Annotated in this window: 19 protein-coding genes and 2 pseudogenes; 6 read left to right on the top strand and 15 right to left on the bottom strand. The window is 72.3% G+C overall.

Annotation, left to right across the window (positions count from 1 at the left end):
• Window positions 1–152 precede the first annotated feature (152 nt).
• Window positions 153–1,808, bottom strand: coding sequence for a PucR family transcriptional regulator (locus FB563_RS05680; protein ID WP_142218516.1), 1,656 nt, complete (start codon window positions 1,806–1,808; stop codon window positions 153–155).
• A 129-nt stretch (window positions 1,809–1,937) separates the two neighbouring features.
• On the bottom strand, window positions 1,938–4,064 hold the full coding sequence (locus FB563_RS05685) for a type IV secretory system conjugative DNA transfer family protein (protein WP_055707103.1): 2,127 nt from the start codon (window positions 4,062–4,064) through the stop codon (window positions 1,938–1,940).
• Window positions 4,065–4,364: 300 nt separating this feature from the next.
• Between FB563_RS05685 and gabT the strand changes: the two genes are divergently transcribed.
• The 3 genes and pseudogenes from gabT (at window position 4,365) to FB563_RS05700 (ending at window position 6,853) form a co-directional block, all read left to right on the top strand.
• Window positions 4,365–5,699, top strand: a complete 1,335-nt coding sequence (gene gabT / locus FB563_RS05690) for a 4-aminobutyrate--2-oxoglutarate transaminase (protein ID WP_055707104.1) — start codon at window positions 4,365–4,367, stop codon at window positions 5,697–5,699.
• Window positions 5,700–5,811: 112 nt separating this feature from the next.
• Window positions 5,812–6,043: pseudogene (locus FB563_RS43915) on the top strand (phosphatase PAP2 family protein); the annotation flags it as partial.
• A 120-nt stretch (window positions 6,044–6,163) separates the two neighbouring features.
• Window positions 6,164–6,853, top strand: coding sequence for a phosphatase PAP2 family protein (locus tag FB563_RS05700; RefSeq protein ID WP_199832864.1), 690 nt, complete (start codon window positions 6,164–6,166; stop codon window positions 6,851–6,853).
• A 40-nt stretch (window positions 6,854–6,893) separates the two neighbouring features.
• Here FB563_RS05700 and FB563_RS05705 read toward each other — a convergent pair whose 3' ends face one another.
• From FB563_RS05705 to FB563_RS05740, 8 genes are all read right to left on the bottom strand, one after another.
• Entirely contained in the window at window positions 6,894–7,352 is a 459-nt protein-coding gene (locus FB563_RS05705) for a hypothetical protein (protein ID WP_055707105.1), read from the bottom strand.
• Between the two features lie 135 nt (window positions 7,353–7,487).
• Window positions 7,488–7,772: a hypothetical protein gene (locus FB563_RS42775; protein WP_159045541.1), complete on the bottom strand. Its 285-nt coding sequence runs from the start codon at window positions 7,770–7,772 to the stop codon at window positions 7,488–7,490.
• 203 nt (window positions 7,773–7,975) lie between these two features.
• The gene (locus FB563_RS05715; protein ID WP_142218517.1) at window positions 7,976–9,406 is read right to left on the bottom strand and encodes an NAD(P)/FAD-dependent oxidoreductase; all 1,431 of its coding nucleotides are present in this window, start codon (window positions 9,404–9,406) and stop codon (window positions 7,976–7,978) included.
• A 36-nt stretch (window positions 9,407–9,442) separates the two neighbouring features.
• Window positions 9,443–10,243 (bottom strand): ABC transporter permease, encoded by an 801-nt coding sequence (locus FB563_RS05720; RefSeq protein ID WP_055709932.1) that lies wholly within the window; start codon window positions 10,241–10,243, stop codon window positions 9,443–9,445.
• Entirely contained in the window at window positions 10,244–11,179 is a 936-nt protein-coding gene (locus tag FB563_RS05725; protein WP_055709933.1) for an ABC transporter permease, read from the bottom strand.
• Window positions 11,179–12,339 (bottom strand): ABC transporter ATP-binding protein, encoded by a 1,161-nt coding sequence (locus FB563_RS05730; RefSeq protein WP_055709934.1) that lies wholly within the window; start codon window positions 12,337–12,339, stop codon window positions 11,179–11,181. Before FB563_RS05730 ends, FB563_RS05725 begins: the two co-directional genes overlap by 1 nt.
• Window positions 12,336–13,583 carry an ABC transporter substrate-binding protein gene (locus FB563_RS05735; RefSeq protein ID WP_055709935.1) on the bottom strand — a complete coding sequence of 416 codons (1,248 nt, stop codon included), beginning with the start codon at window positions 13,581–13,583 and terminating at the stop codon, window positions 12,336–12,338. The genes FB563_RS05730 and FB563_RS05735 overlap by 4 nt, the downstream gene beginning before the upstream one ends.
• 96 nt (window positions 13,584–13,679) lie before the next feature.
• A complete protein-coding gene (locus tag FB563_RS05740) occupies window positions 13,680–15,215 on the bottom strand; it encodes a gamma-aminobutyraldehyde dehydrogenase (RefSeq protein ID WP_055709936.1) in 1,536 nt (511 codons plus the stop codon).
• A 208-nt stretch (window positions 15,216–15,423) separates the two neighbouring features.
• Here FB563_RS05740 and FB563_RS05745 point away from each other — a divergent pair, with 208 nt between their 5' ends.
• Window positions 15,424–15,987 carry an NADAR family protein gene (locus tag FB563_RS05745; RefSeq protein ID WP_055709937.1) on the top strand — a complete coding sequence of 188 codons (564 nt, stop codon included), beginning with the start codon at window positions 15,424–15,426 and terminating at the stop codon, window positions 15,985–15,987.
• Window positions 15,988–16,090: 103 nt separating this feature from the next.
• On the opposite strand, the gene FB563_RS05750 is transcribed toward FB563_RS05745, so the two are convergent.
• Entirely contained in the window at window positions 16,091–16,543 is a 453-nt protein-coding gene (locus FB563_RS05750) for a DUF4190 domain-containing protein (RefSeq protein WP_055709938.1), read from the bottom strand.
• Window positions 16,544–16,650: 107 nt separating this feature from the next.
• Window positions 16,651–17,373, bottom strand: coding sequence for a DUF4190 domain-containing protein (locus tag FB563_RS05755; RefSeq protein ID WP_055709944.1), 723 nt, complete (start codon window positions 17,371–17,373; stop codon window positions 16,651–16,653).
• A gap of 180 nt (window positions 17,374–17,553) precedes the next feature.
• Here FB563_RS05755 and FB563_RS05760 point away from each other — a divergent pair.
• Together FB563_RS05760 and FB563_RS05765 are read left to right on the top strand one after the other, a co-directional pair.
• Window positions 17,554–18,679: pseudogene (locus tag FB563_RS05760) on the top strand (adenosine deaminase).
• Window positions 18,680–18,715: 36 nt separating this feature from the next.
• Window positions 18,716–19,417 (top strand): glycerophosphodiester phosphodiesterase, encoded by a 702-nt coding sequence (locus tag FB563_RS05765; RefSeq protein WP_055709940.1) that lies wholly within the window; start codon window positions 18,716–18,718, stop codon window positions 19,415–19,417.
• Window positions 19,418–19,426: 9 nt separating this feature from the next.
• Here FB563_RS05765 and FB563_RS45425 read toward each other — a convergent pair whose 3' ends face one another.
• From FB563_RS45425 to FB563_RS05780, 3 genes are all read right to left on the bottom strand, one after another.
• Window positions 19,427–19,663 (bottom strand): hypothetical protein, encoded by a 237-nt coding sequence (locus tag FB563_RS45425; RefSeq protein ID WP_055709941.1) that lies wholly within the window; start codon window positions 19,661–19,663, stop codon window positions 19,427–19,429.
• Window positions 19,664–19,949: 286 nt separating this feature from the next.
• Window positions 19,950–20,447 (bottom strand): hypothetical protein, encoded by a 498-nt coding sequence (locus FB563_RS05775; protein ID WP_055709942.1) that lies wholly within the window; start codon window positions 20,445–20,447, stop codon window positions 19,950–19,952.
• Between the two features lie 61 nt (window positions 20,448–20,508).
• Entirely contained in the window at window positions 20,509–26,337 is a 5,829-nt protein-coding gene (locus tag FB563_RS05780; RefSeq protein WP_055709943.1) for a WD40 domain-containing protein, read from the bottom strand.
• Between the last annotated feature and the right edge of the window lie 12 nt (window positions 26,338–26,349).

Genomic DNA, 26,349 nt, shown 5'->3' on the forward strand with positions numbered 1-26,349 from the left:
CTTCCGCGTTGGGGGTGTGCTTGGCTTGCGTGGTCAACGGTAGGGCGGGGGTGAGCGGGGGTCGCTTGTCCGAGTCGTAGCAGTAGCCGGACCGGGCACTACTGTTTGGACTAGTCGGTGCCGGACGGTTCGGCCTGCCCGGACTGCCGGGCCTATTCGGCGCTGGTCGCCTTCAGGGCCAGCCACAGCTCCATCCGGACGTCGGGATCGTCCAGGGACCGCCCCAGGATCTCCTCGACCCGCCGCATCCGGTACCGCAGCGTGTGCCGGTGCACCCCCAGGTCCGCCGCGGCCGCGTCCCACTGCCCGTGCCGCGACAGCCACGCCCGCAGCGAGGCGACCAGGTCCCCCCGCCCTGTCGCGTCGTGCTCGTGCAGCGCCCGCAGCAACCCGTCGGCGAACGCCTTCACCGCGTCGTCGGCGAGCAACGGCAGCACGGACCCGGCGGCCAGCTGCTCGTGCTCCACCAGCACCCGCCCGCGCCGCCGCGCCACCGACAGCGCCTGCTCGGCCTGCTTGTAGGCCGCCGCCGCGGCGATCGGCCCGGCCGGCGCGGACAACCCGACGACCAGCTCGTCCTCGTCGCCCCCGGCCTGCTCGGGCACCGCCCGCGCCGCCTCCAGCGCCGCCGCGTGACTCGTGCAGGCGGCCACCGCGGCGCCCCCGTCGGCGGCCAGCACCACCAGCCGCTCCCTCTCGGGCACGACGAGTACGGCCTCCCCGGAGCGCGCGGCGGCGGACTCCACGCCCTCCGCCAGCCCGCCGAGCGGATCACCGCCCGGGTCACCGGTGGCAGGCACGCCGCCGGCCCCCGCCGTCCGCGCGTGACCATGGGCGTCGGCGTGCGCCCGGGCGGCGGACCCCGGCACCGGCTCGGCGACGATCATCCGGAACGGCGCGTCGAGCAGCCCGCCGTACAGGTCCCCGGCGACGGCCCGGGCGTGGTCGGGCTCCCCGGCGAGGAGCATGCGCAGCACCGCCGCGCCGACGCGCTGCTCGGCCGCGTGCAGGGAGCGGGAGCGTTCGGTGGTGAGGGTGAGCAGGGCGATGGCGGAGTGCACGGCGTACCGCTCTGCGGTGCCGAGGGCGGCGGCGGTGCCGACGGCGAGCGCCGCGCGCGGCCGCCGGCCCGTGCCCAGGGAGTGCAGCTCCACCCGGTCCTCGTGTTCCGGCCCGCCGACCACGGAGGAGGCGGGCGCGGGCCGCTCCCGCAACCGCTCCACCTCGGCGGTCAGCCGGGCGGCACGCCGTCCGGCCCACTCGGGTGCGGCGGCGACGACGGAGCCGGAGGCGTCGTACAGCGCGGCCCACCCGTCGACCTGCCCGGCGAGCGCGCCGAGCAGCCCCTCGGGCCCGGAGTTCAGCGCCTGCTTGGTCAGCTCGCGCTGCGCGGCGAACCCGGCGGTGACGGCCCGGTACTGATCGGCGGCGATGGCGGCCGAGACGGCCTTGCTGATGGCGAGGAAGGGGGTGCGGCGGGGCACCTCCAGCAACGGCAGCCCCTCCAGCCGGCAGGCGTCGACGAGGGCCGCCGGGATCTCCTCGTAATTGACCCCCACGGCGAACCCGAGCCCCACGACACCCGCCCCGACCAGCCGCTTCACATACCGCCGCATGGCCTCGGGATCCTCCGCGTCCAGCTTCAGCGCGGTGATCAGCAGCAGCTCACCGCCCTCCATGTACGGCACGGGGTCGGCCAGCTCACTGACGTGCGCCCAGCGCACGGGCACGTCGAGACGGTCCTCGCCCGCGCGCACGGTCAGCTTCAGCGCGGAGTGGTGGACGAGCGAGGCGAGGGTGGGGGGCATGGGGCCTTCACGGTGAGGAGGTGATCTCCTGCATCACGGCGATGGTCGGCGATCACGGCGATCTCTTGGCCGAACCGTATGAACGACCTACCCCGATTCTGCCTCACCGTACGATCCCTCGCCGCCCCGTCACCCCCTCAGATCCACCAGCAACGGCGGCGCGTGCTCCCCCTCGACACTCGTCAACGACAACACGGCATGCCCCGCCGGCACCCCATGAGCCAACTCGGACGCAGACCACCGCTCACGCTCCACCTGACGGACGGTGACGGCGCGAGCGGTGGGCGCCTGTCCTGTGATGACCCGGCGCAGGATGTGCACGGCTTTGCCGGCCGGGGTCTCGGCGATGATCTGCCGATCGGTCACGTCCCGGGTCTCGGTCCACTCCTTGCCCCACACCTCGGCGAAGTCCTGCCCGTCCCAGGGGGTGACCCCGGACAGTGCCATCCGGCAGCCGGTGGCGCCGAGCAGCGGACTGCGCAGCGGCCGGGGTACGTCGTCCAGGGTGCGCAGGGCGAGCACCGCGCCGGCACCCGCCGAGCGGAGCCGCTGGATGCCACGGACCGCCTCCGGGGTGACGGCCCCGGAGGCGTCGTCGAGGATCAGGCAGGCGAAGAGCGACCGGTCCTCCCGCACGGTCACGGCTGCCGTGAACTGAGCGAGCACCAGGCGGGCCAGGATCCGGGAGGCGTCGGCGTGCCCGCGCTGGGGCAGGTCGACGCGAACGCGTACCGGGTGGTCGAGGGCCTTGAGCGAGAACGGCCGGGTCTGTCCGGAGGTGTCGAAGAAGGTGGTGAAGGCGGGCCGGTCGAGCAGAGCGATCCGGTCGGCGAGGACGGTGCCGACATCGCCCGGGTGGGCCATCTGCCGTTCGCGGGCGTCGAGTTCCCGCAGGAATCCTTCCTGTCCGGTGTCCGTCAGCGCTTTGCGCAGCGCGGCGAGCGGGCCGGGAGCGCCGTCGAGGAGCCGGCGCAGCTCGGGCACGGACGGAAAGCGGCCGTGGACGGCACGGAAGGGGCCGAGCAACTGGGCGAGCACCGTGGTGGAGCGGCGGCTGTCGCTGCCCGGCTGCGGGTCGGCGAGATCGCCCACGAGGGCCTCGGCGAGTATGGCAGCGGCCTCGTCGGGGTCGGTGGTGCCGCCGTAGAGGTCGAGGTCGTAGACGGACTCCGGGTCACCGATGCGTACGACGACGTCGTAGGCCTCGGCCGGGCCGAGGCCGGCGCCCGCCGCGCCGACTACCACGACGGAGGCGCGCCCGGCGAGGGCGTGCAGGCACAGGGACTCGGCGAGCGGCCGTACCACCGCGCCGGTCTTCCCGGAGCCGGACGGTCCGACGACGAGCAGCGAGGTACCGAGCAGGCCGGGGTCGAGGCCGAGACCCGCGCCACGGTAGTGGTAGGGGTTGCGGGGGTCGTCGACGGTGGTGCCGAGCCGGACCTGGCCGGTGAGCAGGTCGTGGCGAGCGTGCCGCACGGGCAGGTCTCGTTCCCCTGAGGGGTGCAGGCAGGCGGCGGAGCCGTCCTTGAGCACGGCGCCGGTGAAGGTGGCCAGGGTGTGCCGCCCCGACCGCACCCCCTGCCAGGCCCGGCTGATCCGCGCGTGATCGACATCTTTCATGAGGCCGGCCTTGGCCTCGGCGGCGAGCCGGTCGGCAGCCTCGTGGGCACCGGCACGGCGCAGGTGGGGCCATTCGGCCGGGTCCTGCTCGGGGGCGGGCGGTCGCTCGGCCACCGGCATGGCCGGACGCCAGGCCGGCGGGCCGTAGCGGCGCCACACCTCACCCCAACGGCCGAGACGGCCGACGATCAGCAGAATGCCCAGGGCGATGACGGTGTAGTAGCCGTACCAGAGGAAGGCCTGCGACACATGGCTGTCGCTGCTGCGCCAGGAGTCGGGGACGAGCAGTTCCAGCGGCAGCACCCACCAGCTGCCGAGGTAGCCGTTCCACAGCAGGGACCAGACCAGCCAGCCGACCAGGAAGGCGATGAGGGCGCCGCTGATCAGCTGCCGGGCCGGGATCTGCTCCGGCTCCCGTTCGGGCCGGGGCCGGTGCCCGAGGCGCCACACGCCGGGCGCCGCCTCCGGGCGGGGGGTCCGCAGCCAGGTCAGGAACGCGGAGCCGTCCGGTTTTGGGGGAAAGCTGGGCGGTACCACCGGCATCGGCGGCACCGTGCCCGCCTCCGTCGGTGGTGCCGGGCGGGGTACAGGATGCGCATGCGTGCCGCGTGTGTCCCGCGTGCTGTCGCTGTCCATCGCCCTTGCCCCCTGACCAGCCGTTCCGTCCACCATCAGCGAGCAATCTAACGCCCCGGCAAGGGGAGTTCACCGCTTACGCGGCCGAGAGCGCCCGCCGACCGGGCGTACTCCGGCCACCCGACTATGTCCACCACGGACAATCAGGGTGACCGACAGCGCCCACATGGAGCATGCCCACCCCCCACCCCCGGCCCTAGCCTGCGAAGAAAGATAGGTAAGCGGCCGAAAACTCACCGCCCGGAATCGTCCGGGACGCCGGATCGGACCGTTCGGTACGCAAGATCATCAGGAGCCCCCATGACCGCACTTCCGCAGGAGCGTCGCGTCGTCACCGCCATCCCCGGCCCGAAGTCGCAGGAGCTGCAGGCCCGCCGTACCGCTGCGGTCGCGCAGGGCGTGGGCTCCGTGCTGCCGGTCTTCACCACGCGCGCCGGTGGCGGGATCATCGAGGACGTCGACGGCAACCGGCTCATCGACTTCGGGTCCGGTATCGCCGTGACCAGCGTCGGCGCCTCCGCCGAGGCCGTCGTGCGGCGTGCCTCCGCCCAGCTCGCCGACTTCACCCACACCTGTTTCATGGTCACCCCGTACGAGGGGTACGTGGAGGTCGCGGAGGCGCTCGCCGAGCTCACGCCCGGTGACCACGCCAAGAAGTCCGCGCTGTTCAACTCCGGCGCCGAGGCCGTCGAGAACGCCGTCAAGATCGCCCGTGCCTACACCAAGCGGCAGGCCGTGGTGGTGTTCGACCACGGGTACCACGGACGGACCAACCTGACCATGGCGCTGACGGCGAAGAACATGCCGTACAAGCACGGGTTCGGGCCGTTCGCGCCCGAGGTGTACCGGGTGCCGGTGGCGTACGGCTACCGGTGGCCGACCGGGGCGGAGAACGCCGGTCCGGAGGCCGCCGCGCAGGCCATCGACCAGATCACCAAGCAGGTCGGCCCGGACAACGTGGCCGCGATCATCATCGAGCCGGTGCTCGGCGAGGGTGGCTTCATCGAGCCGGCCAAGGGATTCCTGCCGGCGATCCGGAAGTTCGCCGCCGACAACGGGATCGTCTTCGTCGCCGATGAGATCCAGTCCGGCTTCTGCCGTACCGGGCAGTGGTTCGCGTGCGAGGACGAGGGGATCGTTCCCGACCTGATCACGACCGCCAAGGGCATCGCCGGCGGCCTTCCGCTCGCCGCCGTCACCGGCCGCGCCGAGATCATGGACGCCGCGCACGCCGGTGGGCTGGGCGGTACGTACGGCGGTAACCCGGTCGCCTGTGCGGGCGCGCTCGGCGCCATCGAGACCATGAAGGAGCTCGACCTCAACGGCAAGGCCAAGCGCATCGAGGAGATCATGAAGGGTCGCCTCACCGCCATGGCCGAGAAGTTCGACGTCATCGGTGACGTGCGTGGGCGCGGCGCGATGATCGCCATCGAGCTGGTCAAGGACCGCACCACCAAGGAGCCGAACCCGGAGGCCACCGCCGCCCTCGCCAAGGCCTGCCACGCCGAGGGCCTGCTGGTCCTGACCTGCGGCACCTACGGCAACGTGCTGCGCTTCCTGCCGCCGCTGGTGATCGGCGAGGACCTGCTGGGCGAGGGCCTGGACATCATCGAGCAGGCGTTCGCGCGCATCTGAGCATCACTCCGGCGGTGCCTGCGGCAGGCCGTGTGAAGAAGGTGTGCGGGGTGGATGGCGGGAGCCGATTCCGTCTGCCCAAGCGGCCCGGCCTGCCGTAGGTTCTACCCAGATGAGAGATACACCCCGCCCACAGGGGACTGTGGGCGATTTCAGGCCGAGGCCTCCCCAGCTTCGACCTGGTCGTGCCCTCGCGCACACAACCGGCGCCTGACGGCTCCGGGATCTCCTCACCGATCGGACGGTCGCCGCCCCAAACCCCCCGGGGCGCGCGACGTTCCGATCCGGACGGCCGCCTCGGAACTACCCCCCCTGTTCCGGGGCGGCCGACCTCCTTCCTCTTGCTTCCCCCGCTTGCCCCCCCGCGCGTCGCCCGGTCATCCCGTACGACCATCGGTCGTCCGGTACGGCCGTGTGACGCATTCCGGCTTTCCGGGCCGGGCGGACCTGCGAAGCTGGACAGCGTGTCAACCCGTCGTTCCCTGCTCCTCGGCGTCCCGGCCGCCCTCTTCGCCCTGATCACCTGGCAGGTCGTCGCCCACGGACCGCTGCTGCGCCTGGACTCCCGCCTCAGCCGGGCCCTGGTCCACCCGGACGGGTTCGGCCAGTTCCTCTCCGACCTCGGCGACGTCCAGGTCGCCGTCCCGGTCCTCGCCGCGGCCATGGTCCTCGCCCTCCGGCGGGGCCGCGCCGCCGGCGCGCACCGGTGGTGGCTGCCACCCGCCGCGGCGGCCGTCCTGATGGCGCTGGTCCCGGCGATCGTCGTACCGCTCAAGGACTGGACCGCGCGGCCGGCGACCCCCGTGGAGCCCCCGGGCGTCGGCTACTTCCCCTCCGGGCACACGGCCACGGCGGCCGTCGCCTACGGCTCCGCGACCCTGCTGCTGCTCTCCTGGCTGCGCTCCACGGCGGCCCGCCGGAGCCTGGTCGCCGGCTGCGCCGCCGTGGTCCTCGGGGTGTCGTACGGCCTGGTGCGCCACGGCTATCACTGGCCGCTGGACGTGGTGGCCAGCTGGTGCCTGGGCACCGTGCTGCTGACCGCCCTGTCCCTGGTGCCGGGGGTCGGCCGGAGCACGCGTCGAGGCTCTCGCGGAACTCCCCTTCCGGACGGGGACGAGGTGGACGATCGCGGGGGCGTGGCATCGGCTTCTTGAGGTCGGGGAGTCGCTCATCGGGTTCCGGACGCCGATCGGGCTAGCCGCCACCGTCTCCTCCCCGGGCCAGTCGCGCCGCCGCCTCGTGCATCGCCAGCTCCAGCAGCGCGGGGTCGGTCAGGGTGCCGGAGCCGTCCGGCGACACCAGCCAGCGCACGCCCCGGGTCGCCCGGCCCGGATGCGGTACGACGATCCAGGTGCCGGTTCCGGCGGTGCGGACGCCGGTGCCGACCCAGCGGGCCGCGGTGCCCGGCGGCACGAAGAACCCGACCCGGTCGTCGCCGAAGTCGGCGAGCACGGGGCCGGGCTGGTCGAGCACCCGGATGAGCACGTCCACGGTCGGGTAGCCGAGGTCGCCCGGCAGGATCAGTACGTCCCAGGCGCGGCCTGCGGGCAGCAGCGCGACCCCGAGCGGGTGGCGCTCCCATTCCCAGCGGCAGGCTTCGGGGTCCGGTGCGACGGATGCCAGCCATTCGACGGCCGTCTTCGCCCCAGTCATCGCAAGGCCTCCCTCTCTCACCCGACCGTCCGGCGCGGTCGCGTCAGGTGGAGAGAGGGAGGCCTCCGGGGGGCATTACGCGGGTTCCCTGCCCCCTTTTAGGTGACCTAGGTCACGAGTGCGGGCCGCCGGATCCTAGTAGTAGTACCAATACCAGTACCCGTCGTCGTCACAGTGGTGGTGATGGTGGTCCCAGTCGTCGTGGTCGTGGTGGTAGTAGTCCCCGTCGTGGTGGTCGTGCTGGGGGGCCATGGTCACCACGGATGTCTGGGGCATCGGAGCCGCCGAGGCGGCCGCCGCCGGCAGCATGACGCCTCCGGCGACGACGGCCGAGGCCGCCGCCGTCGCCAGGCCCAGACCCAGGCGGCGCTTGGGGCGGGTGTCGTCGTGCTTGCGGGTGAAGCGGTCGATGAGAGTCATGGTCTTCTCCTGCTGATCCGGTGTGGAAGTCGGTGCCTCCGGTGAGGCCCGTGCTTCCAGTACGCCGGAACGCGGGAGCGGGGTCATGCTCCGGAAACTCGTGGCTTGACGCCGCCATGAGGGCCGGGTAAAAACCCGCCCCACGCCACGGCCGCCGCACCGCAGTCGGCGCACCGCAGTCGGCGCACCTCAGCCGGCGCACCTCAGCTGTCGAAGCCCAGCCCCAGCCGGTCCATCGTCCGCAGCCACAGGTTGCGGCGGCCGCCGTGCGCGTCCGCGCGGGCCAGGGACCACTTGGTGAGTGCGATCCCGGTCCAGGCGAACGGCTCGGGCGGGAACGGCAGCGGCTTCTTGCGGACCATCTCCAGCTCCGTCCGCTCGGTCCGCTCCCCGTCCAGCAGGTCGAGCATCACGTCCGCGCCGAAGCGGGTCGCGCCGACGCCGAGGCCGGTGTACCCGGCCGCGTACGCCACCTTCCCCCGGTGCGCCGTGCCGAAGAACGCCGAGAAGCGCGAGCAGGTGTCGATCGCACCGCCCCAGGCGTGGGTGAAGCGGACGCCCTCCAGCTGCGGGAAGCAGGTGAAGAAGTGCCCGGCGAGCTTGGCGTACGTCTCCGGCCGGTCGTCGTACTCGGCGCGCACCCGGCCGCCGTAGTGGTGGATCGCGTCGTAGCCGCCCCACAGGATGCGGTTGTCGGCGGAGAGGCGGAAGTAGTGGAACTGGTTGGCCGAGTCGCCGAGGCCCTGACGGTTCTTCCAGCCGATGGACGCCAGCTGCTCGTCGCTCAACGGCTCGGTCATCAGCGCGTAGTCGTAGACCGGGACGGTGTAGGAACGCACCCGGCGCAGCAGGTTGGGGAAGATGTTCGTGGCGAGGGCGACCCTGCGGGCACGGACCGAGCCGTACGGGGTGCGTACGGCCATCCCGGCGCCGTACTGCTTCAGCGTCAGCGCGGGTGTGTGCTCGTACACCCGCACCCCGAGTTCGAGACACGCCCTCTTCAGGCCCCAGGCCAGCTTCGCCGGGTGCAGCATGGCCACGCCCCGGCGGTCCCACAGGCCGGCCTCGAAGGTGGGTGAGTTCACCTGCTCGCGCACGGCGTCGGCGTCCAGGAACTCGATGCCGTCCGCGAGGCCCTTCCGTTCCAACTCCTGGTGCCAGTCACGCAGTTCCCAGGCCTGGTAGGGCTCGGTGGCGACGTCGATCTCGCCGGTGCGCTCGAAGTCGCAGTCGATGCCGTGCCGGGCGACGGCGGCCTCGATCTCGTCGAGGTTGCGCCGGCCCAGCTCCTCCAGCGTGTGGATCTCGTCCGGCCAGCGGGTGAGGCCGTTGGGCAGGCCGTGGGTGAGGGAGGCGGCGCAGAAGCCGCCGTTGCGGCCCGAGGCGGCCCAGCCCGCCTCGCGGCCTTCCAGCAGGACCACGTCCCGCTGCGGATCGCGCTCTTTCGCGTTGAGCGCGGTCCACAGGCCGCTGTAGCCGCCGCCGACGACCAGCAGGTCGCAGGTCTCGGCGGAGGTGAGGGCGGGCTCGGGGTGGGGCTTGCCGGGGTCCTCCAGCCAGTACGGGACCGGCTGGGCTTCGGAGAGAGAAGCGATCCAGTTGTCTTTGCCACGGCTCATGGCGCTCGGGGCCATGATTTCAACTCCCTACAGAGGACTTTCCTGAAAGGCCTATGCCTTCTGGTTGTTACGGCGATTGGTGACGAGCATCGAGAACAGCGTGATCAGAACGGCGACGAGGAACATGGCCGTGCCGATCACATTGATCTGGACCGGTGTGCCGCGCTGCGCCGAACCCCACACGAACATCGGGAAGGTGACGGTCGAGCCGGCGTTGAAGTTCGTGATGATGAAGTCGTCGAAGGAGAGCGCGAACGACAGCAGCGCGCCCGCGGCGATGCCCGGTGCCGCGATCGGCAGGGTGACCCGCAGGAAGGTCTGCACGGGGCCGGCGTACAGGTCCCGGGCGGCCTCCTCCAGGCGCGGGTCCATCGACATCACGCGCGCCTTGACCGCGGTGACGACGAAGCTGAGGCAGAACATGATGTGGGCGATGAGGATCGTCCAGAAGCCGAGCTGCGCGCCCATGTTGAGGAACAGGGTGAGCAGGGAGGCGGCCATGACGACCTCGGGCATCGCCATCGGCAGGAAGATCAGCGAGTTGACGGCGCCGCGGGCGCGGAAGCGGTAGCGGACCAGCGCGAAGGCGATCATCGTGCCGAGGAGGGTGGCGCCGATCGTCGCCCACACGGCTATCTGGAGGCTGATGGACAGCGAGCCGCACATGTCGGCGACGCCGCACGGCTGCTTCCAGGCGTCCAGGGAGAACTGCTGCCACTCGTAGTTGAAGCGGCCCTTCGGCTTGTTGAAGGAGAACACCGTCACGATGACGTTGGGCAGCAGCAGGTAGGCGAGCGTCAGGATGCCCGCCATGACGACCAGATGGCGCTTGAGCCAGTTGACGAAGGGCATTTAGACCAGGTCCTCCGTCCCGGACCGGCGGATGTAGATCGTGACCATGGCCAGGATGGCGGCCATGAGGATGAAGGAGAGGGCCGCTGCGGTCGGGTAGTCCAGGATCCGCAGGAACTGCGTCTGGATGACGTTGCCGATCATGCGGGTGTCGGTGGAGCCGAGCAGTTCGGAGTTGACGTAGTCGCCGGCCGCCGGGATGAAGGTCAGCAGTGTGCCGGAGACCACGCCCGGCATCGACAGCGGGAAGGTGACCTTGCGGAAGGTGGTCCAGGGCCTGGCGTACAGGTCGCCGGCCGCCTCGTGCAGCCGGGGGTCGATCCGCTCCAGCGAGGTGTACAGCGGAAGGATCATGAACGGCAGGAAGTTGTACGTCAGTCCGCACACCACCGCGAGCGGGGTGGCCAGCACGCGGTCGCCGGCCGTCCAGCCGAGCCAGTTGGTGAGGTCCAGGATGTGCAGCGAGTTCAGTACGTGCACCACCGGGCCGTTGTCGGCGAGGATCGTCTTCCAGGCCAGGGTGCGGATCAGGAAGCTGGTGAAGAACGGCGCGATCACCAGAATCATGATCAGGTTCCGCCAGCGGCCCGCGCGGAAGGCGATCAGATAGGCCAGCGGGTAACCGAGCAGCAGGCACAGGACCGTGGCCCCGGCCGCGTAGAGGACGGACCGCAGGAACTGCGGCCAGTACTCGCTGAACGCGTCCCAGTAGGTGGCGAAGTGCCAGGTGACCTTGTAGCCCTCCTCCAGGGAGCCCTGCTGCACGGAGGTGGAGGCCTGGTAGATCATCGGCAGCGCGAAGAAGACGACCAGCCACAGGATGCCGGGCAGCAGCAGCCAGTACGGCGTGAACCGGCCGCGTTTGCGCGGGGGCTTCTTCTCCGGTGCGGTGGGCGCGAGGGGCGGGGGCGCCTCGGCTTCGGTGAGCGTCGTCATCAGGCGGCCGCCTCTTCTTCGAGACCCGCGTCGATGTCCTGGGCCGCGTCCAGACCGAAGGTGTGCGCCGGGCTCCAGTGCAGGACGACGTCGGCGCCGGGCACGAGCCGCCCGTCGCGCTCGACGTTCTGGACGTACACCGAGAGTTCGTCGCAGACGGGGCTGTCGATCACGTACTGGGTGGAGACCCCGATGAAGCTGGCGTCGGCGATCCTGCCGGTGAGCCGGTTGCGGCCCTCGGGAATGTCCCCCGCGTCGTCGGCGTGCGTGAGGGATATCTTCTCCGGCCGGATACCGACGAGCACCTTGCCGCCGGCCGTCGCCGGGGCCGAACATCGCGCCTCGGGCAGCACCAGCTTGCCGCCGCCCGCCTTGAGCACGATGTCGTCGCCGCTCTTGGTGTCGACCTCGGCCTCGATGAGGTTGGAGGTGCCGAGGAAGTTCGCGACGAAGGTGGTGTTCGGGTTCTCGTACAGGTCGGTCGGCGAGCCGAGCTGCTCGACGCGGCCCGCGTTCATCACGGCGACCGTGTCGGCCATGGTCATGGCCTCCTCCTGGTCGTGCGTGACATGGATGAAGGTGATGCCGACCTCGGTCTGGATGCGCTTGAGCTCCAGCTGCATCTGGCGGCGCAGCTTGAGGTCGAGGGCGCCGAGCGGCTCGTCCAGCAGGAGCACCTTGGGGTGGTTGATGAGCGCGCGGGCGACGGCGACGCGCTGCTGCTGGCCGCCGGAGAGCTGGTGCGGCTTCTTGCGGGCCTGCTCACCCAGCTGGACCAGCTCCAGCATGTCCTCGACCTGCTTCTTCACGCTCTTTATGCCGCGCCGGCGCAGGCCGAAGGCGACGTTCTCGAAGATGTCGAGGTGCGGGAAGAGGGCGTAGGACTGGAAGACGGTGTTCACCGGGCGCTTGTACGGCGGCAGGTGGGTGACGTCCTGGTCGCCGAGGCGCACGGTGCCGGAGGAGGGTTCCTCCAGCCCGGCGATCATGCGCAGCGTGGTGGTCTTGCCACAGCCGGAGGCGCCGAGCAGGGCGAAGAAGGAGCCCTGCGGCACGGTCAGGTCCAGCGGCTGCACGGCCGTGAAGCCGTTGTCGTAGGTCTTGCTGATACCGGAGAGGCGGACGTCGCCGCTGTTGTCTGGTGTCGTCATCGTCGTCACGCCCCTGTGAGCTTCGAGAACTTCTGCTGGTAGGCCGTCTCTTCCTTCTGCGTCAGCGCGCGGAAGGCATGGGACTTCGCCTGCATGGCCTTGTCGGGGAGGATCAGCGGGTTGCTCGCCGCCGACTTGTCGATCTTCGCAAGGTAGGGCTGCACTCCCGCGACGGGGCTCACGTAGTTGACGTAGGCGGCGAGCTCGGCGGCCGGCTCGGGCTCGTAGAAGAAGTCGATGAGCCGCTCGGCGTTCGTCTTGTGGCGCGCCTTGTTGGGGATCAGCATGTTGTCGGTCGACGTCATGTAGCCGCTGTCGGGGATGACGTAGCCGACGTCCGGGTTGTCCGCCTGGAGCTGCACGATGTCGCCGCCCCACGCCACGCACGCCGCGAAGTCGCCCTTGGTGAGGTCCGACGTGTAGTCGTTGCCGGTGAAGCGGCGGATCTGGCCCTTGTCGACGGCCTTCTGCAGGCGGGCGATCACCTTGTCGTAGTCGTCACCGGTGAACTTCGCCGGGTCGATGCCCATGTCGAGCATCGTCATGCCGATGCTGTCCCGCATCTCGGTCAGGAAGCCGACGCGGCCCTTGAGCCGGGGGTTGTCCAGCAGGTCGGAGATCGACTTCACCTCGATGCCGTCGAGCGCCTTCTTGTTGTAGGCGATGACGGTCGAGATGCCCTGCCAGGGGTACGAGTACGCCCGGCCCGGGTCCCAGTCGGGGGCGCGGAACTGGTCCGACAGGTTGGCGAAGGCGTGCGGCAGGTTGGCCGGGTCCAGTTTCTGGACGTACCCGAGGCGGATCATGCGGGCGGCCAGCCAGTCGGTGAGCACGACGAGGTCGCGGCCGGTGTCCTGGCCCGCGGCGAGCTGCGGCTGGATCTTGCCGAAGAACTCGTCGTTGTCGTTGACGTCCTCGGTGTACTTGACCTGGATGCCGGTCCGCCTGGCGAACGCGTCGAGCGTGGGATGGCGTTTCGTCTTGTCGTCCACGTCGATGTACTCGGGCCAGTTGGAGAAGTTGACGATCTTCTCCTTGGCCGAGTGGTCGTCCGCGGACACGCCCCCTTGCGTCTTGTTGGCCGCGGGGATCCCGCAGGCGCTCAGCGCCCCGAGTCCGCCGACCGCGAGCGCGCCGCCCGCGGAGGCGCGCAGCAACGACCTGCGGGTCATCGCGGCCCTGCCGCCTCGCAGACTGCGCCGTATGGCGGCGGCTTCGACCGGGGTGAGGCGGTCGGGCTCGTACTGCTCCATGCGCGTGGTGCCCTTTCGGGAGGAATGGCTGGTCGGCCTGGTCGAGGGCCGGAACGTCACACCCGGCGGCGGCCGGCTCCTGCTGGTCTCCGGCTGCTACCGGTCCCCGAAGATCGTGCGGTGCCAGTCCTTGCGGGCGACCGCCGTGTTGTCGAACATTACGTGCTTGACCTGCGTGTACTCCTCGAAGGAGTACGCCGACATGTCCTTGCCGAAGCCGGACGCCTTGTATCCGCCGTGCGGCATCTCGCTGATGATCGGGATGTGGTCGTTGATCCACACGCAGCCCGCCTTGATCTCGCGGGTGGCGCGGTTCGCGCGGTAGACACTGCGGCTCCACGCGGAGGCGGCGAGGCCGTACGGGGTGTCGTTGGCCAGCCGGATGCCCTCGTCATCGCCGTCGAACGGGAGGACGACCAGGACCGGGCCGAAGATCTCGGACTGGACGATCTCGCTGTCCTGGGCGGCGTCGGCGATCAGGGTCGGCCGGTAGTAGGCGCCCTTCTCCAGGTCGCCCTTCGGTGCCTCGCCGCCGGTCACCACGCGCGCGTAGGCACGCGCACGGTCCACGAAGGCCGCGACCCGGTCCCGCTGGACGTGCGAGATGAGCGGGCCGAGGTCGGTGCCGGGGGCGAAGGGATCACCGAGCCGCACGGTCTCCATCAAGGCGGCCGTCTGCTCCACGAAGGCCTCGTACAGCGGCCGCTGCACGTACGCGCGCGTGGCGGCCGTGCAGTCCTGGCCGGTGTTGATGAGCGCACCGGCGACGGCCCCGTGGACGGCGGCCTCCAGGTCGGCGTCGTCGAAGACGACGAACGGCGCCTTGCCGCCGAGCTCCAGGTGCAGCCGCTTGACCGTGGCGGTGGCGACCTCCGCGACGCGCTTGCCGACGGCGGTGGACCCGGTGAAGGAGGTCATGGCGACGTCGGGGTGGCCGACGAGGTGCTCCCCCGCCTCCTTCCCGGTCCCGGTGACGATGTTGATCACACCGTCCGGGATGCCGGCGTCCGTGGCGGCCTGCGCGAAGAGCAGCGAGGTGAGTGGGGTCAGCTCGGCGGGCTTCAGCACGATGGTGTTGCCGGCGGCGATCGCCGGGAGGATCTTCCAGGCGGCCATCTGGAGCGGGTAGTTCCAGGGCGCGATCGACCCGACGACACCGATCGGCTCGCGCCGGACGTACGACGTGTGGTCCCCGGAGTACTCACCGGCGGACTGCCCCTGCAGGTGCCGGGCGGCGCCCGCGAAGAAGGCGGTGTTGTCGACGGTCCCCGGCACGTCGAACTCGCGGGTCAGCTTCAGCGGCTTGCCGCACTGCAGGGACTCGGCGCGGGCGAAGTCCTCGGCGCGGTCGGCGAGCACGGCGGCGAACCGGTGCAGGGCGTCGGAGCGCTCGCCCGGGGTGGCCGAGGCCCAGCCCGGGAAGGCCTCGCGCGCGCCGGCGACGGCCGCGTCGACGTCGTCCGTGCCGGCCAGCTCGTAGGTGTACACCTCCTCGCCGGTGGCGGGGTCGACCACGGCGTGGGTACGGCCCGAGGTGCCCTTCGCCGGCCGGCCCGCGATGAACTGCGCGCCGTCCGCGAATCGCTCCTCGGCGGGAAATCGTTCCGGGGTGGCGGTGCCCGGGTTGTGCATGTCGCTCTCCTCCGCCGTTCGCCCCGTCCCGGGGGTGGGTGGCGTAGCTCCAGCTCGATTTGAGTGCCGATCCTGACAGAGCTATAGGACTCCAACAAGTGATTCCGTTGTTGCCTTTTGGTTACGCGACGGAATCTGTCGACCAGGTGTCGAGTGGGAGCTGAAAAGGGCGGACGGAGTGTCAGTGGTGCGTGCCAGACTCGCGTGCATGGGGAAGATCGACGGGGTGGAAGCCCTGATCAGGGAGGTCCGGGCCGGATCCCGGATCAAGTACCTCCACTTCTGGGGGCACCGGCCGAGGCCGGACGGCAGGATCGGCGCGAGCTGCCTGAGCCAGTGGTGGCCCTCGCCGTTCACGGTCGACGGGGTGGAGTACGCGACGGCCGAGCACTGGATGATGGCGGGCAAGGCGCGGCTGTTCGGGGATGCCGAGGCGGAGCGCCGGGTCCTGGCCGCGGGGCATCCTTCTCAGGCCAAGAAAGCGGGGCGGCTGGTCCGGGGTTTCGACGAGGCGATATGGGAGCGGGAGCGGTTCCGGATCGTGGTCGAGGGCAGCGTGCACAAGTTCGCGGCCGACGACGCGCTCCGGCAGTTCCTGCTCGGCACCGGTGAGCGGGTGCTGGTGGAGGCGAGCCCCGTGGACCGTGTGTGGGGGATCGGGCTCGCCGCGGACGACGACGCGGCTTCGGATCCCGAGCGGTGGAGGGGGCCGAACCTGCTGGGCTTCGCCCTGATGGAGGCGCGGGAGCGGCTGGCGGGGGCGGGGGCCTGAGCCGGCCGAAGCCACCGAACCGGGTCCGGCCGGGCCGGGCCCGAACGTGGAGGGCCGGCCCGATGCCCGGCCCTCCCCTGTCGCCCGTGGTCCGCCGGGACGGTCAGAACGTGCTGCCGGCGCTGAACACGCTGGCGAACACCAGGAAGACCAGCACCGGCAGGAGCACCGTGGCGATGATGCCGCAGACGAGACCGGCGGTCGCCGCGCCCTTGTTGGTGGCCTCACCCCGGTTGGCCTTGCCCCGGCCGATGGCACCGAAGATGATCGCCAGGATGCCCAGGATCATCCCGAGGATCTCCATGGCGATGGTGAGGCTGCAGACCACTCCGATGATGCCCAGCACCAGTCCCGTGGTGCCCATGCCGTTGCTCGGCTGCATCGGCATCGCGTAGCCGGGGGCCTGCGGATATCCCATGGGCGGCGCGGCCGGGTAGCCCGGAGCCGACTGGGGGTGGCCGTAGCCGGGCGCGGGCTGCTGGGGGTATCCGTATCCCGGTGCGGGCTGCTGGTCCGGCTGACCGAAACCACCGGGTTCGGGGTTGAAGTTGGACATGAAGTGGCTTTCCCCTCCGTTGACGATCAAGGCATCGTAATGGGCGCGCGGCGGGGAGGGAGCCGGTTCCGGCCGACGGGCGGCCGGAAGGGCGGGGCCCGGTGTGCTCAGCGGTCGGCGGCCACCGTCACCGAGATGCGCGGGGCGGAGTCGTCGTAGGGATCGGGGCTCGTGCTGTGGTCGTGGATGGCGGCGGTGATCCCGATCGCGAGCAGGACGACCACGACCAGGCCGATCACGATGCCGATGATGCCCATGAGCAGGCCCGCCTGGGCCTGGCCGTGGTTGGTGGCCTCGCCGCGGTCGGCCCGCCGGCGGCCCTTGATGCCGAAGATCACCGCGAGGGTGCCCAGCACCACCGAGACGACGCCGTACAGGCAGAACAGGCACAGGGAGAGGATGCCGAGCACCATCGCCGCGGTGCCCATGCCGTTCTGCGGGGCCATGGGCATGCCGGGCCAGCCGTAGCCCACCGGGTAGCCGGGGTAGCCGTAGCCGCCGGCGGCGGGCGGGGCGGGTATGCCGGGGCCGAAGGGCGCGATCGGCGGCGGCGGTACGGCCTCCCCGCCGGCCGGGGCCGGACCGGGCACACCGAATCCGGCAGCGGCGGGCGACGCGGGCGCAGTGGGCCCGGCGGGATACGCGGGCGGGGCGAAGCCTCCGGTGTCCAGGGAGGTCATGGTGGCCTGGTCGTGCACCGACGGCGGCCGCACGGGCGGCTGGTCCTGCGGCTCGGCCGGCTGCTTCTCCAGCGAAAGGCGCTGCTCGGGCGGCGCCCACGGGTTGTAGTCGCCGTCCGAGGCTCCACTCGGCTGCGCTCCGTCGCTCACGGGCACGTCCCCCCAACTCGTTCGTCCCGCCATGCTAAGGCCTCACCTCGGCACCCCTGCGGGCCGGTCCGGTCCCGCCCGGGATCCCCGGGACCGGGACGGCGGCCGGACCTCGGGGAGCGGCCCGGCAGAGCGCACCCGGTCCCCGCCTACGATGGCGTCCGTACCACCGATCAGCCGATCATCCGCGCCGCGCCCGTACCGGGCCGTCGGTGCCCTGCCCGGGGAGGTTCCCTTGACCGACAGCAGCTCCGTGCCCGCGACCGGTACCGCCGACCGCGATCTGCGGACCTTCATCGCCGGACTGCCCAAGGCCGAACTGCACGTCCACCACGTCGGCTCCGCCTCCCCGCGCATCGTCTCGGAACTGGCCGCCCGCCACCCCGACTCCAAGGTCCCCAGCGACCCGGAGGCCCTGGCGGACTTCTTCACCTTCACCGACTTCGCGCACTTCATCGACGTGTACCTGTCGGTCGTGGACCTGATCCGCACGCCCGAGGACATCCGGCTGCTCACCTACGAGGTGGCGCGCGACCTGGCCCGGCAGCAGGTGCGCTACGCCGAGCTGACCGTCACCCCCTTCTCCTCCACCCGGCGCGGCATCGACGAGCTGGGCTTCATGGCGGCGATCGAGGACGCGCGCAAGGCGGCCGAGGCCGAGTTCGGCACCGTGCTGCGCTGGTGCTTCGACATCCCCGGCGAGGCGGGGCTGGAGTCCGCGGAGGAGACGGCACGGCTGGCCACCGACGACCGGATCCGGCCGGAGGGGCTGGTGTCGTTCGGGCTCGGCGGGCCCGAGATCGGCGTGCCCCGGCCGCAGTTCAAGCCGTACTTCGACCGGGCCATCGCCGCCGGTCTGCACTCGGTCCCGCACGCCGGCGAGACGACCGGCCCGCAGACGGTGTGGGACGCGCTGACCGAGCTGCGCGCCGACCGCATCGGGCACGGCACCAGCTCCGCGCAGGATCCGAAGCTGCTCGCCCACCTCGCCGAGCGGCGCATCCCGCTGGAGGTCTGCCCGACCTCCAACATCGCCACCCGCGCGGTCCGCACCCTGGACGAACACCCGATCAAGGAGTTCGTGCGGGCCGGGGTGCTGGTGACGATCAACTCCGACGACCCGCCGATGTTCGGCACCGACCTCAACAACGAGTACGCGGTGGCCGCCCGGCTGCTCGACCTGGACGAGCGGGGCCTCGCCGAGCTCGCGAAGAACGCCGTGGAGGCGTCGTTCCTGGACGCCGTCGGCAAGGCCCGGATCGCGGCGGAGATCGACACGTACACCAGCACCTGGCTCGCCTCCTGACACAGCCCACGAGGGGGCACCCCCACAATGGGGGGCATGCAGACCGTGACCGCCGTGGCCCACCGCGGCGACCCCTACCGGGTCCGTGAGAACACCATCGACTCGCTGCGTTCCGCGCTCGGCCGGGGCGCGGACGCGGTCGAGATCGACGTACGGCTCACCCGTGACGGCGTTCCCGTGCTGCTGCACGACGACACGCTGCAGCGGCTGTGGGAGGTCGGCCGGCCGCTCGGCGCGCTGTCCGCCGAGGAGGTGCGCGGGCTCACGGCGGGCGGGGTGCCGACGCTGGCGGAGACGCTGGCCGCGACCGGTGACTGCCGGGTGATGGTGGATCTGTGCGGACGGGTCGAGCGGCGGATGGTGGACCGGGTGATGGACGTGGTCCGGCAGAGCGGGGCCGGCGAGCGCGTCTACTACTGCGCGGGCCCGGAGGCGATGCTCGCCGTGCGCGCCGCCGACCCGGCCGCCGAGATCGCGCTGACCTGGACGAGCCTCGCCCCGCCCCGGCAGGCGCTGCTGGACGTGGTCCGCCCGCGCTGGCTCAACTACCGCTTCTCCCTGGTGAGCCGGGAGCTCGCGGCCCGTGTCCACCGCGACGGCTACCTGCTGTCCGTCTGGACCCCGGACACCCGCCGCTCGATGAGCCGCCTGCTGGACCTGGGCGCCGACTCGATCACCACGAACCGGGTCGACGTCCTGCACGCCCTGCGCGAGGGCACCGGCCTCGGCAGCTGTTAGGCCCTGTCGTCACGGGAGTTCGGCGGCGTTGGCGAGCTGGTAGCCGTGGAGCCCGGTGGCGAGGAAGCGGTCGGCGTTGCCGGTGACCGTGGTGAGGGTGGCCGACCAGGCGTCGAGGATGGCGACCGCGGTGTCGCCGTTGGCCTTGGTGCCGCCGATCCGCCGGCGCAGGGCGTTCTGGTGGGCGGCATGGATGTCGTTGTAGAGCGTGGGGCAGTTCTGCCCGGAACCCGTTCCGCGGTACACGGTGGCCTGCGGGCGGGCCTGCCAGGTGCTCTGGGAGTGCGGGTGGGCGGTGAGCCGCCGCCGCCGGCCGGCCAGGGGTCCCGGCCGGCGGTGACGCGCACCTTGGCGCGGTGCAGGTCGCCGGCGTTGTGGAGCAGACCCGCGTGGGCGAACGCCCGCCGGCGCGGTCTGGGCCGCGTCGGCCCCGGCGCCGAAACCGCGGCGATCCCACCGCCGAGGGCTCCGGCCGCCGAGGGTGAACAGGCCCCGGCGGGGGCCGGAGCGGGGGCCGGAGCGACAACAGTTATCAGGCGGGCAGCGCTTCCAGGCGCTTGATCTTCTTCCGCACGACATACAGCGGGATCACGCCGAAGACCCCGAACGACATGTCGACCAGGCTCCACCAGAAGGGGATCCCGCGGATCGGCCCGCAGACCAGGGCGAGCGGGATGATCCCGGCGCAGGCGATCATCCCGAACTCGACGACCCAGATGTTGCGCACCGGGTCGCGGTAGGGGCCGTAGAAGGCGACCGCGATGACGAGGTGGGCGAAGGCGAGCCAGTCGGTGCCGTAGAGGACGAAGGGGTACTTGGCGTCCACGGAGTCGAGGCCGTCGCGAACCCTTGCGATCCAGGCCATGAGCCCCGGCAGGTACTCCCGCACCGACAGCGCCCGCAACGCGCTCTCGGTCCAGCGCAGTTCGTGCACCAGGGGGAAGGCGGTGGCGCCGCTGAGGACCAGGCACACCACGAAGAGGGCCAGCCAGACGCGAATGCCCTTGAGCAGGGCGGCTCTGTCGCTCATGGCATGAGCGTACGCCTCCTTTTGAACACGTTCAAAAGCACCCCCGCCGCCTTTCCCGACGTCACTCCAGCGCTTCCTCCAACGGCACCTGCCACATCCCCGGAAGATGCCCGTCCAGCTCCCCCGGTTCGAAGCGGCACATGCCGACCGCGTGCCAGAACTCGCCGGTGACGTCCCCCTCGTACTTGTATCCGCCCGACGCGGACAGCGCCGCCCAGCCGCCGGGCATGCCGACCAGGGTGGCCCGCAGGGCGGCCGGGCCGTCGGCGGGCACGTTCCACAGCCGTACCGTGCCGTCCTCGCCACCGCTGGCCAGCACGGAGCCGTCGGGGCTGAAGGCGACGGCCAGGATCCGGCCGGTGTGGCCCGTCAGCACGGCCGCCTCCTCACCGGTGTCCGGGTTCCACAGGCGGACGGTGCGGTCGTCGCCCGCCGTGGCCAGCAGGGGGCGCCGGGGGTGGACGGCCGCCGTCCAGAGCTTGCCGGTGTGGCCGGTCAGCCGGTGGGCGATCTCGCCGTCCTTCCAGATCACCGCCGTGCCGTCCCAGGAGGCGCCCGCCAGCCACGAGCCGTCGGGGGCGAACGCCACGGCGTACACCCGGTCGGTGTGGCCGTCGAGGACAGAGGTGATCCGGCGTTCCGTCACGTCCCAGATCCGCACCTTGCGGTCGTCGCACCCGGTGGCCAGGACCGCGCCGTCGGACCGGAAGGCGATCGCCCGGACCCGCCCGAAGTGCTCGGTGATGGTGGCGACGTGCGCCCCGGTGGCCCGGTACCACAGCCGTACCGTGTCGTCGTCGTTGGCGGTGGCGAGGAGTTCGCCGTCGGCGCTGAACGCCTCGGCCCACACGTGGTCGGTCTCCACGTCGAGTTCGCGCTGGTACTCCCCCGTGGCCGCGTTCCACAGGTAGAGGTCGCCGTCGCTGCTCGCGGTGGCCAGCAGCGGTCCGGCGGGGCCGAACGCCGCCGACACCAGGCGGTCGCTCTGCCCGGTCAGTTCGCGCAGCCGCCGCCCGGAGGCGGCGTGCCACACCCGGACGACACCGTCGTTGCCGCCGGCCGCCAGCATCGAGCCGTCGGCGCTGAAGGACAGCGTGCCGACGCGCCGCCCGTGGCCGCGCAGAATGCGCCGGCCCTGTCCGGTGGCCGGCTCCCACAGCCGTACGACGCCGTCGTTGCCGCCGGTCACCAGCAGCGCGCCGGGGCCCTGGGCGGGCGTGTCGCCGTGCGGGCGGAACTTGCACACCCACACCGAGCCGCGGTGCTCGGCGGGCTGGCGGTGCAGCGGCGCCGCGACCGGGTCGGCCTCCGGGTCGATCCGCCACAGCCGGACCACTCCGGCGCTGTCCCCGGCGGCGAGCAGGGTCCCGTCGGGGTCGAACAGCACCTGGTACACGGCCCCGCGGCAGCCGCCGAGCAGCCCGGCCGAGCGGCGGTCGGCCAGGTCCCACAGCCGTACCTCCCCTTCGGTGTCCCCGCTGACCAGCAGGGCGCCGCCGGGGTGGAAGTCCAGGGTGTAGACGCGGCCGGAGTGCCCGGTGAACTCGTGGCGCGCGGCTCCGGTCGCCGGGTCCCACACCCGGACCGTGGCGCCCTGCCCGTCGTCGCCCTGGTCGGCGGTGGCCAGCACGGTGCCGTCCGGGCTGAACCGCGCCCGGTACACCGCGCCGCGATGGCCGGGCAGTTCGCCGGTCTGCCGCCCGGTGTCCAGGTCCCACAGCCGTACGGCGCCGGCGGCGTCCCCGGTGACCAGGGCGGTGTCGCCGGGTGCGAACGCCACGGTGTAGACGGGCGCGGAGTGACCGGGCAGCCGGTGCAGCGGGGTGCCCGAGGCGGTGTCCCAGACGGTGACCAGACCGTCGGCGTCGCCGGTGGCCAGCAGGGTGCCCTCGGCGTCGAGGACGAGCGGCCAGACGCCGGTCTCATGGATCTCCAGGCGGTGCAGGCAGCGGCCGGAGACCGGGTCCCACAGCCGTACGGTGCCGTCGGAGCTGCCGGTGGCCAGGACACGGCCGCGGAACTTGACGGCGTAGACCCGGCCGGTGTGGCCCTGCAGGGTGCGCAGGGGGATGCCGGTGGCGGCCTCGCACACCAGGATGCCGCCGTCCTCGCTGCCGACGGCTAGCAGTTCGCCGTCGGGGCTGTAGGAGATGGGTTCGGGCAGCCGGCTGGTGCGCATGTCGTAGCCGTACGGCACACCGACCGCGGAGGGCCGGAAGCCGGAGTCGACGGCCATGCCGGGCGCGATCGCGGCGGTGGCCAGCTCGGGACTGCGGTCCAGGGAGCCCAGCGTCGCCGAGATCAGCGCCGCCCGCCGCCACCGGCCGCCCGCCACCCGGGCGCCGGTCAGGTCGGTGCCGATCAGCCGGGCCCGCCTCAGGTCGGCACCGCGCAGGTCCGCGCCGGTCAGATCGGCGCCGTCGAGCCGGGCGCCGACCAGGCGGGCGCCGCGCAGGACGGCTCCGGAGAGGTTGGCGCCGACCAGCCGGGCGTCGGTGAGGTCGGCGCGGGTGAGGTCCACGCCCGAGAAGTCGCGGTGGGACAGGTCCTCCCCGGCCAGGGCGGCGCCGCGCAGATCGGTGTGGGCGGGCACCCGGAGCCGGCCGAGGATCCGCACGGCGTTGCCGCGGGCCGCGTCCGAGGAGGCGTCCTGGGAGGTGCCGGACAGCTCCCGCTCGGCCCACGCCTGGCAGATCCGGTGGTCGGCGAGGTCGCACAGGAACTCCACGGCCAGCCGGCTGAGCTGTCGCCGGCCCAGCAGGCCGCTGTCGCCGCCGGTGATCCTGCGGGCGCACTCCCGGGCGACCAGCCACTCCACCACCGAGCCGTGGATGAACCGGAACACGCCGTCGTCGCTGCGCACCAGCAGACTGCCGGACCCGATGGCGTGGGCGGTCTGCGGCACCGACAGCCGGGCGTCCGCGAGCCCGCTCAGGGTCTCGGCGACGTCGGTGAGCTCGTCCAGCCGCAGCGAGTCCTGCCCGCTCTCCCACAGCCGCAGCGCGAGCGCGGTGACCGCGTCCCACAACTGCTCCAGGGACAGCCCGGGCGCCCGGCCGGGGCTGCCGCTGCCGCGCTGGACCTCGAAGTTCAGCCAGGCGGTGAGGACCTCCTCGTACAGTCCGGCTGGGCTGAGGGCGCGCCCGGCGCCGGCGACCGCGCGCAGCCGGTCGTCGTCGAGGTCGGCGACGAAGCCGAGCAGCCGGGGGTTGCGGCACAGGGCGAGCAGGTCGGGGATGGCGTCCAGCAGCCGGATCCGGCGGTCGGCGGCGCGTTCGTCGCCGTCGTAGCGGTTCACCAGATAGGCGCGGATCTGCTGCGGGCTGAACTCCCGTACGGCCAGCACCCGGCGGTGCGGGAGCAGGCCGACGCGTTCGCCGAGCGCGGTGAGCACCTGGCCCTGGGAGCGGAAGTGCTGGGTACGGCTGGACACCACGATCTTGGCGCTGTCCACGGCGGAGTCCAGCAGCACCTGCAGCCGCTCGGCGGCACGGTCGTACGTCACCTGGTTCACGAGCTCGTCGAAGCCGTCGAAGAGCAGCACGATCCGGCCCTGCTGGAGCATGTACCTGAAGGCCCGCAGGTCGATGTTGTCGACGCCGTGGGCGGCGAGGTGCGCGGCGACGAGCCCCTCGAACGAATAGGCCCGGTCGAGGGCGTGCAGCTCGATCAACAGCGGGACGAGATGCGGCAGTTCACCCGGGATCCGGCGGGCCAGCTCGCGCAGCGCGAAGGTCTTGCCGTGCCCGAAGTCGCCGAGCAGCAGCAGGAAGCGCCCCTGGTCGGAGTCGAGCAGCCGCAGCATCTCGTCCACCAGCCCGTCGCGGTCCTCGGCGTCGAGGCGCTCCACCTCCCGGTACCGCTGCGGCAGGTACATGCCCGGGGGATAGCGGGGGTCGGTGCGCAGCCGCTCGCTCTGCCCGGCGACATACCCGCGCAGGTCCAGCAGCCCCTGGAACTCGGTGAAGCTGCGCACCCGCACCCCCCGGCGACGGGCGGCGTCGCGCAGCTCGCGGGCGGGCGGCGGCCCGTCGTGGACGAGTTCGGCCTCCGCCTCGGCGTCGGCGGCGTGCACGAGGGCCACGAACCGGTCGACGTCCTGCGCGGTCGGCGTACCGATGTGCACCGCCACCCGCTGCTGCCGCACGAAGCCCGACTGGCTCCAGGTGACGAGCAGTTGCGGCACCGGCCCGTCCACCGGGCGGATCTGGGCGCCCTCGTGCCGGGTGCGGCAGACCTCCGCGACCCGGGCGAGCAGGATCTCGGCGGGGGTCTGCACGGCGCGCGGCTCGGGCTCGTGGGCGGGCGCGGCAGTGCCCTCGTGGTCACCGGCGGGCGCGGCCTCGGGCCCGAAGGCCCGCTCGGCCCGCCGCCACTGGACGGCGCGCCGCCGGGGCTCCCCCGGCCCCTGCCAGACGGCCACGCCCTCCCGGCCGACCCGCACCAGCTGGTGCCCGCCGGGCCGCCCGGCGCCGATCACCGGCACCTCACCGGCCGCGGTGGCCAGGGCGGGCAGCGCGCCGGGCTCGGCCGGACCGTGCAGCAGCAGGTGCAGCCGGGGCGCGGTCAGCCGGCTCAGCACATCGGTGTCCCGCAGCGGCCCGGCCCCGTCCAGTGCCGCCGTACCGGCGCGACGGACACCGGGGGCGGCGACACGGGTGGCACCCGGCGCATGCCGCACCACCCCGATCCGCAGCCACCCCTCCGTCTCGTGCGGCCGCAGCGCCTGCGCGAACCAGGCGGCCTGCTCGCGCCCGACCAGCCCGTACTGGTCGTCGCGCCGGTGGCTGTACGCCATGGAGGAGTTGAGCCCCGCGACCACGGTGTGCAGCTCGGGCACGGGGAAGAGCGTCCACGGCTGATCGCTGTCGAAGACGACGTCGAGCCCCTGGTACAGCTCCTGGAACAGCCGGGCGAAGTGCCGCCACTTGGGCCAGTACGGCGGCCGGGGCGGCATCTCGTCGGCCTCGCAGGTGCTGAAGTAGGCCTGGCAGGCCGCCAGGTTGACGTCCTGACCACCCGGGACCAGGGCGACCCGGTGCGGTTCGAGCCCGAGCAGGGCCCGCAGCCCGGTGAGGAACGCGAGGGCCTGCTCGAACTCGCGCCGGCTGCCCGAAGCGGTGAGATCCCCGGTGACGACCAGCAGATCGGGCGAGGGCGCCCCGGAGTCCGCCAGCTCCACCAGATCACCCCAGATCGCCGCCTGTAACTCGGCGGGGTCCTGCCCCCGGCCGAAGGCGGGCCCGGCCAGCTGGAGCACGGTGACCGCGTCCCGCTCCCGGACCGCCCCGGACACGCGCGGGTACGACGGCGGCGCGGCGGGTCTGCGACGCCCCGCCCACCCGGGCCCGCCGAGCGGCCGCCCGGGGCTCGGCACCGCCGGGGCGGCGGGCACGGGACCGCCGTTCGCACCACCCGGGTAACCGGGCGGCAGGCTGGGCCGGGCCCGCCCGTCGAGGGCCTGCCGGACCCGGGCGAGCAGCAGCTCCCGGGCCGCCGCCGGATCGGCGACCGGCACCAGGTCCACGTACGTGATGGTGGCGAGCAGCCCCTCCACCGGGATGTCCTCGACCCGTACGGTGATCAGCCGCCGCTCCGGCGCGTCCGGATCGGCCCGCAGGGCGGCCTGCCACTCCATCCGCCCGTACCGGGACCGCTCGTAGTTCCTGGACAGCACGGCGATGACGGCGGCGGACTCGCTCACGCCCCGGTCCATGAAGTCCACGAAGTTGGTGCCCGGCACGAAGTCCCAGGCCTGCAGCACCGTCCGGTACCCGGCCTCCTCCAGGGTCCAGGCGATCCAGGACGCCCAGCGCTCGTCGGCCGGTGAGTAGCTGATGAAGAAGTCCAATGGCCCGGTGTCCCCCGGGTTGTTCTGTCGAGCCACCATGTACTGATGATG

Source organism: Streptomyces puniciscabiei (assembly GCF_006715785.1).
In the GTDB taxonomy this organism is placed as follows: domain Bacteria; phylum Actinomycetota; class Actinomycetes; order Streptomycetales; family Streptomycetaceae; genus Streptomyces; species Streptomyces puniciscabiei.